Genomic DNA, 11,272 nt, shown 5'->3' with positions numbered 1-11,272 from the left:
GCGCTCGCGGCCGACGAGCCCAGCCCCGAGGAGGGGCGGACGCCCTTGTCGATCCGAATGCGGGCCGGGGCGTCCAGGGCCTCGGCGACCGCACCGACGGTGTTCTTGGCCGGATCTTCGGGGATGTACTCGCTGCCGGCTCCGGTAACCGTAATCGTCGTCTCCGGGGCGCGCTCGACCCGAACGATGTCGGCGGGCGTTCCGAGAGCGAGGCCGAAGACGTCGAAGCCACTCCCGAGGTTCGCACTCGTCGCCGGTGCCCGCACGGTGAGCATGCCGATTCCTTCCGAGACGGCAGTCAAAAAGGTAGCGAACGAGACCGACGCCGATTACTCGTCGTCTTCGTCACTCGCCGTGCCGAACGTGAACACGTCGTCGCTTTCGGTCGACTCGGTATCGTCATCCGCGCGCTCGGTCGCGTCGTCCTCGGCTGTCGATTCGTCTGGTTTGGTGTCACCGTCGTCGTCGGCCATCAATTCGTCCGATTCGGTGTCACCGTCGTCCCCAGCAGTCGATCCCTGCTCGAGGTCGGTACCCGAGTCGCCCGCACCGACATCCTCGCCGTCGGACCCATCGTCAACCGGATCGAGTGATTGAGCGACCGTGTCGTCGTCGGTTGCCGAGTCGCCTGTCGGTTCGAATCCGGCGCTCGTGTCGACATCGTCATCTCCGGACTCTGCCGTCGTATCGCGCTCGTCCTCGAGCGGCGCACTCGCGTCACTATCGTCAGCAAGTGGATCTGCCGCTGCCGTCTCCTCTGCGAGCGGATCCGCCGTCTCCGTGGTATCTGCAAGTGGATCCGCCGTCTCCTCCGCGAGCGGATCGGTCTCGCCGGGCGATCCATCGGTCGTGTCCGACGTGCCGATGTCGGTCGCACCGTCGTCACGCTCTTCGATCCCGAGGATCTCTTCCGCACCGATCTCGCCGGTATCGCCGTCGCGTTGCCCGTCCGCGGGTGACTCGTCGCCGCCCGCCTGGTCAGGCTCGGTATCCGCTGGCTCGACGGGGTCGTCGGCCGGGTCGGCATCGAACGATCGGTTAGCCGGATCGGTTTCGAACGCTTCGTCGTCCGTATCGCTCTCGAGTGCGTCCGCGGCCAACTGGTCTACATCGGTCGTCTCGGCGGCCGAATCGGTCGGGTCGGCCTCGAGCGTCTCGTCCGCGGCATCGTCGAACGTGAGGGGGTCGTCCGAGTCGGTGTCGCTCGGATCGTCGGCCGTATCGAACGTGATCCCTCGGTTCTCGTCGTCCGATCCGTCGGTCGCCTCGGTGTCGACCTCGAACGTCGACTCGGCCGCCGCCGGCTCCGTATCGATCTCGACCATCGACTCGAGGTCCACGTCGTCGCGGTCGACCTCGGTATCGAACCGGTCGAGCGCCTCGGAGAGCTGTGCGGCCTGCTGGGAGAGATTCGAGGCGGACTGCGTGACCTCGGTCAGTGCAGTGGTCTGCTCTTCGGCGGCGGCGGCGACGTTTTCGGCTTCGGAGGTGGTCTCCTCCGAGATCGTCGCGGCGTCGTCGACCATCGCGACGACCTCCTGGGTCGAGGCGGCCTGCTCTTCGGTCGCCGCGGAGATTTCCTGGACCCCCACGTTGGTCTGCTGGGCGAGGTCGGCGATCTCCTCGAGCGCGTGAACGGCCTCCTCGACCTGTTCACTGGCGTCCTCGATGTCGGCGCTCGTTCCTTCGACCTCGACGGCGGACTGCTCGGTGCGTTCTCGAATCGCCTCGAGTCGGTCTTCGGCCTCGTCGGCCGCCTCGGCGACGTCCTCGGAGAGCGCCTTGACCTCCTTCGCGACGACGGAGAACCCTTCGTCGTCGCTGCCGCCCGCGGATCGGGAGGCCTCGATGTTGGCGTTCAGTGCCAGCATGTTGGTCTGGCGGGCGATCTCCGAAATCGTGTTGATGAGTTCGTCGATCTGCTGGACTTCCTCCTCGAGTCGGCGGATCTCGGAAACGGCGTCGCCGGCTTCGCCCTCGATCTCGTCCATCGCAGTGATCGCCGCCTGTGCGGCTTCCTGTCCGTCTCGGCCGGTGTCGACGGTCCGTTCGGCGATGTCGGCCACTTCGTTCGAGGAGGCGGCGATCTCTTCAGTCGTCGTCGAGAGCCCGCTCATCTCCTGGTTGACCGACTGGAGCGACTCGTTCTGACGATCCGCGCCGTCGGAAATCTCCTGAATCGAGCCGGTGACCTGTTGGGACGCGGAGCGAACTTCCTCGCTCGAGGCGGTCACCTGCTCGGAGGCCGTCGCGACGTCGGTCGCGAACCGGTTGAGCTCGGCGACGGTCTGCTCGATCTCCTCGAGCATCTCGTTGAAGTCCTCGGCGATCTCGGCCATCGACTCGTTCTCGCCGTCGGCCTCCATCCGGGCGGTCAGGTCGCCGTCTGCGGCCGCCTCCATCACGTCGCTGTATTCGGCGGCCTTCTCCTCGAGGTGGCCGTTGATCTGCTGGACGCGCTCGCGTTCGCGCTCGGCCTCCTCGCGGGCGGCTTCGGCTTCCTCGATCTGCTCGCGCAAGGCGACGCGCATCGAGTCGAAGCCGTCGTAGAGTCGGCCGATGTTGTCGATCCGCTTGGTCTCGAGGTCGACATCGAGATTGCCCGCTTCCATCTGACCGGCCTTGTCGGTGAGCCGGTCGATCGAGACGGCGGTGTTCCGACCGAGGACGGCACCGACCATGCCGATCATGAGGACGCCGAGGACCGTCGCGGAGAGACCGTACTGGTTGATCGAGGTGACGTACCCGAGCGCCTGGCTGGACGGTTCGTGGGTCACGACGACCCAGTCCGTCCCGAACACGCGCGCGGAGCTCGTGACGTACTCGTTCTCATCGAAGTCGTAGGCGGCGGTCTCGAGCGAGCCGAAGTCGAAGTCGAAGTCGGAGCCCGAAACCTGTCGTGTGGACGCGCCTTCGGTTCGCGCGTCGGTCAGAACGGCGCTGTCGCCGCCGTACGCGAGTCCGAGCGTTTCGTGGTTCTCACCGTACCCCTGGTTGTCGAGCATGACCTCGTCGTCGCCGTCGACGACCATCGTCGTGACGCCCTCGTCCTGTTGCAGCTGGTTCGCGTACGCCTCGATGTTGGCCGTGTAGACGATCGAGCGGTTCTCGCTTTCGGCGGCGTGTTGCACGTAGGTGATGACGGCGGTCGTCTGGTCGAACTCTCCGGCGGCGGTATAGGTGTCCGAGACCCACGGGACGCTCTCCGTGGCGCTCCCGTAGGCGTCGGTGGGAACGTTTTCGAACTGACTCAGCGACGTGTCGCCGCTCCCGTCGGTACTCGCGTTCACCGAATCGCTGGTCGACGCGAGCACCGTCTCGTTGGCGGTGTCGACGTAGGAGATATCAAACGTGTCGGTGTCGAGGTGTTCCTTCCAGTCGAGGAATCGATTTTCGATCGCCGCCGGATCGTCGCTGGCGACGACGTCCGATCGGGCGATCGTTCCGATCGTGTGTTCGTTCTGTTCGTTCCACATTTGCAGGCTCTGTGCTTCCTGACCGGCGGATGCCGCGTGATCGGTCTGGACGCGGTCTTCCACCTGGTTCGTGATCCCTGCGGTCGCACCGTATCCGATCAGGCCGACCGACAGCCCGAGAATGAGCAACGCGATCCCGAACTTGACCGCGTATCTGCGTCGGATAGCTTTCGGCACCAGCCGTCGAGCGAAATCCATGGATAGGACAGGCGTGAGTTCGTCAGTACATAAATTGTGATCCACGGTTATCGGAGGTGATAATCAGTGCGAGACGGGCAACTGGTCCCTCACCACTTCCTTTCCGCAAGGCCGGTCTGAATACTGAGAATTACTGGCAGTATACCCAACGTGTTCCGCAGAGGCCGTTGGTTCGGGTATTTCCTCCGAAACAAACTCACTGCGCAACAGGAATGGTAGAAAGTATTATAAATAATAACTGATAGTCTTCGAAATTGTTAAGAAACAGAGGTCGAAACGACTGGTCAGAATGGATGACTTTATTCGCGACGGTGGGTCGGCGGGGCCGCCCACTACCCGACGCGGCGGTCTCGACCGCCGACGGGTGCTCAAAACGACGGCCGCCGGCGCAACGACTCTATCGTTTGCAGGGTGCCTCGGGACGGTGGGATCGATCACCGGTGGGAGCGGCAGTGAGGACCCGATCACGATCGGGGTGCTGGCTCGCGATCCCGATAGCGACTATATCGGTCGCGGGATGGCCCGCGGCGCGCAGGTCGCCGTCGATGAGATCAACAACGAGGGGGGGACTACTCGGTCGCGACGTCGAACTGGCCGTCGGCGACACGAACTCGAGTCCGCTCGAGGCGCGCCGCCAGTACCAGCGACTCGTGCTCGAGGAGGACGCCGACGTTACGGTCGGCGTCTTCGACAGCCCCTCGCTCGAGACGATCATCGAAGACATCGCCGAACAGGAGACGATTCACCTGACGACGGGTGCGGCGACGTCGGCCGTGAGCCGAAAGGTCAGCGAGAACTACGATCGGTACAAGTACCACTTCCGCGTCGGACCGACCAACGACCGCGATCTCGGGAACTCGTTGATCGATTTTCTGGACACCAACGCCGAAAACATCGGCTGGAACTCGGTCGCCGTCCTCGTCGAGGACTACCCCTGGTCGGAGGGGCCGTGGGACGTCATGCAGGACCAGCTCGACGACGTCGGGGTCGACATTGCGATGGACCAGCGCTATCCGCCGGCGACCAACGACTTCACCGACATATACACCGACGTGGCGAGGTCGGGCGCCGATGCGGCGTTCGTCGGGATGGCACACACCGGCATTCCCGCGCTGACGTACTGGGCTCGCGGACAGTTCCCGTTCGCGTTCGGCGGGATTCACGTTCCGATGCAGCTCCCGAACTACTGGGAACTCACCGGCGGCGCGTGTCAGTCCGGCATCAGCCTGATCAGCGCGACCGCGAACAGCGAGGTCGGCAACCTGACACAGGATTTCGTCGACCGCTACGAGAACGAGTACGACTCGACACCCGTCTACACCGGCTATACGAGCTACGAGGCGGTCAAGCTCTACGCTCACGTCGCCGAGGAACGGGGGACGCAGTCGACCGACGAACTGATCCCCGCGCTCGAGGACGTTTCGTTTAACGGAGCCACCGGGACCATCGAATTCTACGACAAAGATCACCAGTTCGCCCACGACCTCATGTACAAGCCCGTGGACAACCTCTACATGCAATGGCAGGCGGACGGCGAGGGCGGGGGCACGCAGGAGGTCATCTGGCCCGAGAAACACAGCACGTCGGAGTACGTCTCGCCGCACTGGCTCTGACGAAGACGCACCGAGCGATCGAAGTCGTTCTCCCGCTTTTCCCGACGCTCGAGCACACCTCTCGCTGCTCAGTCGTCCGCGTTCGCCTCGAGCGGCTCCGCCGTCCCCGCGAACCGATCGCCGCCGACCAGCAGCGCGCCCGCGAACAGGAACCAATGGACGAGGGCGTGGCCCGCCATCGTAAACGCCGCGACCGGTCGTTCGCGCTCAGAGACAGACAATCGTTCTCGACCCGGCGTGCGCCGCCCACTTAGCGGCTTGGGAACCGGCGGCAGTCAGCCGCCCGCAGGAGCCCTAGACGATGAACTCCCGTTCGAGATCCGCCGGCAGGATCACGTCGATTTCGCCGGCGGACTCGTGCTCGTGGATCGTCTCGATCGTCGCCTCGAAGTCGGCGAGCGACTCGCCCTCGAGCCGGTGGAAGAACAGCGAGGTGATCCCCGGCATCGACGCCGTGCGTTCGATCGCGGTCCGCGCTTCCTCGGCGCTCGGTTCGCCGATCCGCGGCGCGAGTCGCGCGTTCGAGACGAATCCCTGGGCCGGCGGACCGCCGCCGAAGGCGAGGTCGTGGTGCGCTTCGACGATCTCGAGCGTCGTCGCGTCGTACGCGCCGAACGGGTAGGCGAAGTAATCGGCACCCTCGTCGAGACCGCGCTCGCGCAGCCACTGCTGTCCGCCACGGATTTCGGCGGCCTGATCGTCGGCGCTGAGCTCGGGCAGGTCCTCGTGACTGGCGGTGTGGTTGGCGATACACCAGCCGGCGTCGTGGAGTTCGGAGACCTGGGCGGTCGAAAGTCGAGGGGCCCCGCCGACTTCGCCGCCGTCGACGTAGCCGGTCGTGACGAACGAGACCGCGGGGTAACCGTACTGCTCGAGGATCGGTAGCGCTTCCGTGTAGTCGGTGACGTGGGAATCGTCGAACTGGATCATCACCTTCCCCCGCTCCGGCCGCGGGACGACGTGGAGATCGTCGAACCAGACCGTTTCCGTCGCACCCTCTCCCGTCCAGACGAGCAGGTGAACCGTCTCGACCGCGCCCGGATCGAACCCGTCGGAAACCTCCTCGACGCCGAAGTTGTACCGCTCGAGCGGGAGCCCTCCTTTGATCCCGCGTCGGAAGTCGGCCCAGTTCCCATCGACGTCGACCAGCCGCAGCACTGGTACGACGAGGCCCGCCGACGCGACGGCGACGCCGGGCGCAGCGGCCGACCAGTCGAACGGCGACGAGAACTCACGGGTGAGCCTGGAACTCGCCTCGGTCGCCGGAATGTCGAAGCGCCCGCTCTGGGAGCCGACGACGGCCCGGTCGGGAGCCGGCGAGAGGGTCCCGCCGACGGCCTCCCACGCGCCCAGTTCCTCGAAGTCATCGACGGTTTCGGCCGGCGTCGGTTCGTCGGTCGTGTCGTTGTCCGAACTGTCGGACTCGCCCGTCGTCGAACTGTTCCCCGACCTCTTCTCCCGGTCGCTCGAGATTGCCTCCAACTGCATGCACCCCGCCAGTGGAAGCGACGCGGCCGCCGCGAGATACGTTCGTCGCTGCATTGGCGATGGAACAGTACACTTTCATTTATTGTTACTACATCATTACCGTCAGGTTCAGCAGAGTAATCGATCCATGTGCCAATAGGATAGGTTAGCTATCTATCTGATTCCAATATCATTATATGATTATCATAGATTGATACGTACCGATGTCATCAAAATGTGGGCATACCTATTCTACAACAACGGATGCTTCTGATACTATCTGTGAGCGAGATCCATGGCGTGGCCATGATGAATGCATCTGGCACGCCGACGATGGGGGTAAACCATTTGATGAGTTAAAGCGCGAAAGAAAAGACGATCCAGAGAAGCTAGACGGAGCTATTCTTCGAGATGTAAATAGTGGATCAGTCAATAATTCACAGGCAAGATTACTTCGAAAGGGGGAAACACCAAAAGAAGGATTCAAGGTTGGTACATCTCCTATCGACTTTTCTAATTGTTCGCTTAAAAATGCCACATTTGAGAACTCCCGTATAATGTCTACAATATTCGACGGTGCAGATCTATCTGGTGCAACATTCAAAAATTCAGATCTTCACTCATCTTTTTTCAATGATGCAAATCTATCTGACGTCAAGTTCAATAATTCCTCCTTCGATAGTTCGGAATTTGAGGGAGCATGTTTGAATTTCGCGTCATTATGTAAATCTCATTTCCATAGGGTGGATTTCGAAGATGCGTCATTAACTGGACTATCAGTAGACCGTTCTCATATTGCGCGGTCAAATTTCAAAAATTGTAGTCTTGATGGCGCAAGAATTTCTGATGTGACTGCTTATGAGGTGAATATTGAGAGTACAATTGCTGTGGGGATGGAAATATCTGATTCGGATTTCAAACGGAGTTCTATTGAGGGTTTGTCGGGTGAACGCATCGAGATCCGTGACTCTAATTTCATAGGTTCTACATTCATAGGAAATACTTTCGATATATCTGAATTGAGCCGCGTAGATTTCACCGGTGCAGATGTATCTAATTCTATCTTCTTTGAGTCATCTATGGACGATATTGACTTTTCCTCCGCATCTCTTCATAACGCAGAGTTCAAAAAGACCAAACTTAATGATATACAACTGAGTAATAGAACCGAATTTGGAGAAAAGTGCATTTTTGAAAAGAATGCAGATACAGCTATTGAAGAAGATTCTTTTGTAAACTTGGCTTTGATGCGTATTCCTCCTATCTATATGGCCTTTAGTGGAGAAAGCCACAAAGAGATTTCAAAATTGGAAGATTCTGCATATGTCTATGGAGAATATCAACGAATCTTACAGGAAAATGCACTATTTGAGGAAGCAAGGGAATACCGTATCAGGGAGAAAGAGTCCTGGAGAAAATTGGCAATATTAAGGAGTGAATTTGTTAAGTGAAATATATTGGCGAAGGAAAGTGGACATCAAAATATGGTGAAAGTCCGTATAGAGTTGTTGGTGTATCCTCTATCTCAATTTTGCTGTTTTCTGTTCTATACGGGCTTATTGGCGGAGTTAGGGTTGGTTCTGGTGAGAATTCTTCTATAGCCTCCTTAGGCTTCCCTCATCAAGTACCCCCATCATCTGAATATGCTGCTGAAATATTAGACTTGATCTATTTTAGTACTACGACTTTCAGCACACTAGGATATGGTAACAGTGAGCCTATAACACTAACAATCAGACTGCTAGCAGCTTTCCAGTCATTGTTAGGCACGTTGTTAGTCGCCCTTCTCTTATTCTCGTTCTCGAACAGAATCACTCGCTAGTTACTCATCCGTGTTGGCCACCTCTGAAACATCGACGTCGTCGGGCTCGTCCTGCCCGCCGACGACGAGTTCGCCGTCGTCCGTCTCGACGTAGACGTCGTCGGCGAAGCCGCCCTCGGCGTGGGGGTGCTCGGGGTTCTCGAGGCGCTCGGGCGTCGAGGGCGCGTCGGGAAGGCCCTCGGGCGGGGCGAACTGGCCGAGGGGGTCGTCGATCGTCACGTCCCACCGGTCGAAGAACCCGCGGTATCGGTCGTAGTGGGCCTCGAGTTCGTCTCCCGGAAACTCCATCATCTCGGTCCAGCCGTGGTTGTAGAAGTCGAAGTTGGCCTGGATGTGCGTGATCTCGCGGGCCTCGGCCTCGGAGTAGCCCTCCTGGAGCGCCCGCAGGTAGGCGTCCATCGTCGCGTCGAAGAGCCCCTCGAGGTGAGCCCGTCGTTCCTCGGCGCGGTCGGGATCCGCTTTGCCGGTGAAGATCTTGGTGTGGAGTTTGACCAGCCCCGCGTTCGCGACCGAGCGGATCCCCGGCGTCTCGAGCGACTTTCGATAGGCGAAGTGTTTCGCGTTCTGGCGGAGCTTCATGCCGTCGCGTTCGGACGGGACGGTAAAGAACGGTTCGGACGACACTGTTCGGGACGACCGTTCGGCGGAGAGTCGCCGCTCGAAGTCGCCCGCGTTTCCCGATTCGGTCGCTGGGCGGGATCGGGAGCCGTTCGTCGGAGATACCAGCAACCCTTGCTCGTCCAAAAGATGGTATCGAAATGGGGGAGGAGGAGATATTCTGGTGAACGTGTTCGGCGCAGAGTTTACGATCGTTGGGTCGTTCCGGCCGGTCCGGTAAAATAGACGAGATAGCAACCCACTTTAACCCGCATTACGAACGTTCGGGATATGACTCAGTACGTCATCATCGGTGACGGGATCTCGGGTAGTTCTGCCGCCGAGACCCTCCGGGAGGAAGACCCGGACGCGAAGATTACCGTCATCACCGATGAGGGGGAGCCGCTGTATAATCGGATTCTTATCAAAGAACACGCGAAAGGCAAACTCCCCGAAGCCCCCATCTCGATCCACGACGAAGAGTGGTACGAGGACCGCGACATCAAACTCTCGCTGAACACGTACGTGACGAGCGTCGACACGGACGCGAACGTCGTTCACACGCACGACAGCGGCGAGATCCCCTACGACAAGCTGCTCGTCGCGACCGGCGGGACGCCGACGCAGTTGCCCGTCGAAAACAGCGATGCCGACGGCGTCCATCACTTCTGGACGTTTCAGGACGCCCGCGCCATCCGTGAGCACGCCGAACGGGCAGACACGGGCGTCATCGTCGGTGCCGGCCTGCTCGGTATCGACTTCGCGGCCGTCTGCGGGGCGCAGGGGATCGATGCCGACTTCCTGATGCGCGGTGACCGCTGGTGGCGGTACGCGCTCTCGGCCGACGGGGCCGAGATCATGCACGAGGGCATGCGCGAGGTCGGCGTCGACCCCGTCTTCGACAGCGGCGTCGATCGCTTCGAGACCGACGACGACGGCCGCGTCACCGCCGCCGTTGATCCCAACGGCGACCGCTACGAGTGCGACTTCGTCGGGGCCGCCATCGGGCTGACCTTCAACACCGAGTTCCTCCGCGGGGCCGACCTCGAGGAAGACAACGGGATCGTCGTCGACGAGTACATGCAGACGTCCGTCGACGACATCTACGCGGCCGGCGACCTCACCCGCTTCTACGACGTCCTGCTGGGCGAGCAGGCCCAGAACGGCTCGTGGGGCTCGGCCAAGGAACAGGGGCGAGTCGCCGCGACCAACATGGCGGCCGACGAGGCGGTCGAGGAGTTCCAGTGGGTCTCATCCTACTCCATCACGCACTTCGACTTCCCGTTCCTCTCCTTCGGCCACCCGACGCTGGGCGACGAACACGCCGAACGACGGTACAGCGACACCGAGTGGCGACGCGTCGCCTTCAAGGACGGCAGGATCGTCGGCGGCGTCCTCATCGGCGATCTCTCGCCCCAGAGCAAGTACAAGCAACTGATGCGCGACCAGCGCGTCGTCGCCGACCAGGCCGATGTCCTCCTCGAGAAGCAGGTCGATCTGGACGACCTCGCGCCCGCACAGGAACAGTCTCAGTAGTGTCTCAGTAGTTCGGCGTCGACGGCGGGGCCACACCGGCGGGCCCGCAACCCGACGACGACCGCTCCATTTTCGCGGCACGTTCGATCCGGATCGCGTCCCGAATCGTCCGCTCACTCCCTCGTCGGCGGCCCCGTTCGAGGCAGCGTCTCGCTCTCTCGTGTGCGGCTTCGGTTCGAACCCGCTCCGCGGATCGATGACGAAAGCGACCAGTATTTATTCCGAATTGTTCGTCAATATCTGAATATTGCTATATATAAAAACTGGTGATTGTAGATATCAGTGGAATCTAATTTCGGGTCAGCAATAAACATTATAAGACTTCCTTCAAAAGGGAAGGTAACAGCAGTTGCGGGGGTGGGGATACCGAACTGACAGGGGCAACGCGAGGGACGAATCGGGGAACCGACGTGGGAAACGCGATCGAAAGCGGACGCAATAAATGACAGACAAGAGCGAACACGAACGAGCGGTATCGAATCACGAGATCGACAGGCCGTCGGGCGGCTCGAGCGAGTCGCCCGCGGTGTCGCGGCGCTCGCTGATGCTGGGGGCCGCCGGCG

General features: G+C 60.8%; 8 protein-coding genes and 1 pseudogene. 4 read left to right on the top strand and 5 right to left on the bottom strand.

Going from position 1 to position 11,272, the window contains the following annotated elements; all coding sequences use genetic code 11:
* The coding region (locus PGX04_RS32625; RefSeq protein ID WP_465263865.1) for a GHMP family kinase ATP-binding protein at positions 1-275 on the bottom strand (275 nt) is incomplete at its 3' end.
* 54 nt (positions 276-329) lie between these two features.
* Positions 330-3,674, bottom strand: a complete 3,345-nt coding sequence (locus PGX04_RS32620; RefSeq protein WP_273742271.1) for a methyl-accepting chemotaxis protein — start codon at positions 3,672-3,674, stop codon at positions 330-332.
* Between the two features lie 289 nt (positions 3,675-3,963).
* On the opposite strand from PGX04_RS32620, the pseudogene PGX04_RS32615 reads away from it, so the two are divergent.
* Positions 3,964-5,287, top strand: a pseudogene (locus PGX04_RS32615) (ABC transporter substrate-binding protein).
* 68 nt (positions 5,288-5,355) lie between these two features.
* Here the strand turns inward: PGX04_RS32615 and PGX04_RS32610 are convergent.
* The gene (locus tag PGX04_RS32610) at positions 5,356-5,508 is read right to left on the bottom strand and encodes a hypothetical protein (RefSeq protein ID WP_273742270.1); all 153 of its coding nucleotides are present in this window, start codon (positions 5,506-5,508) and stop codon (positions 5,356-5,358) included.
* A gap of 73 nt (positions 5,509-5,581) precedes the next feature.
* Positions 5,582-6,829 carry a polysaccharide deacetylase family protein gene (locus PGX04_RS32605; RefSeq protein WP_273742269.1) on the bottom strand — a complete coding sequence of 416 codons (1,248 nt, stop codon included), beginning with the start codon at positions 6,827-6,829 and terminating at the stop codon, positions 5,582-5,584.
* Between the two features lie 149 nt (positions 6,830-6,978).
* On the opposite strand from PGX04_RS32605, the gene PGX04_RS32600 reads away from it, so the two are divergent.
* A complete protein-coding gene (locus PGX04_RS32600) occupies positions 6,979-8,205 on the top strand; it encodes a pentapeptide repeat-containing protein (RefSeq protein WP_273742268.1) in 1,227 nt (408 codons plus the stop codon).
* Positions 8,202-8,576 carry an ion channel gene (locus tag PGX04_RS34910; RefSeq protein WP_377043870.1) on the top strand — a complete coding sequence of 125 codons (375 nt, stop codon included), beginning with the start codon at positions 8,202-8,204 and terminating at the stop codon, positions 8,574-8,576. The genes PGX04_RS32600 and PGX04_RS34910 overlap by 4 nt, the downstream gene beginning before the upstream one ends.
* On the opposite strand, the gene PGX04_RS32595 is transcribed toward PGX04_RS34910, so the two are convergent.
* Positions 8,577-9,155 (bottom strand): DUF6149 family protein, encoded by a 579-nt coding sequence (locus PGX04_RS32595; protein ID WP_273742272.1) that lies wholly within the window; start codon positions 9,153-9,155, stop codon positions 8,577-8,579. It lies immediately after the preceding gene.
* A gap of 309 nt (positions 9,156-9,464) precedes the next feature.
* On the opposite strand from PGX04_RS32595, the gene PGX04_RS32590 reads away from it, so the two are divergent.
* Complete coding sequence (locus tag PGX04_RS32590; RefSeq protein WP_273742267.1) at positions 9,465-10,709, top strand: NAD(P)/FAD-dependent oxidoreductase; 1,245 nt, start codon at positions 9,465-9,467, stop codon at positions 10,707-10,709.
* Positions 10,710-11,272: the final 563 nt, after the last annotated feature.

The organism is Natrinema soli (genome assembly GCF_028618695.1).
Note: the sequence above shows the minus strand (reverse complement) of the source record. Positions and strands in the feature narration are given on the sequence as shown.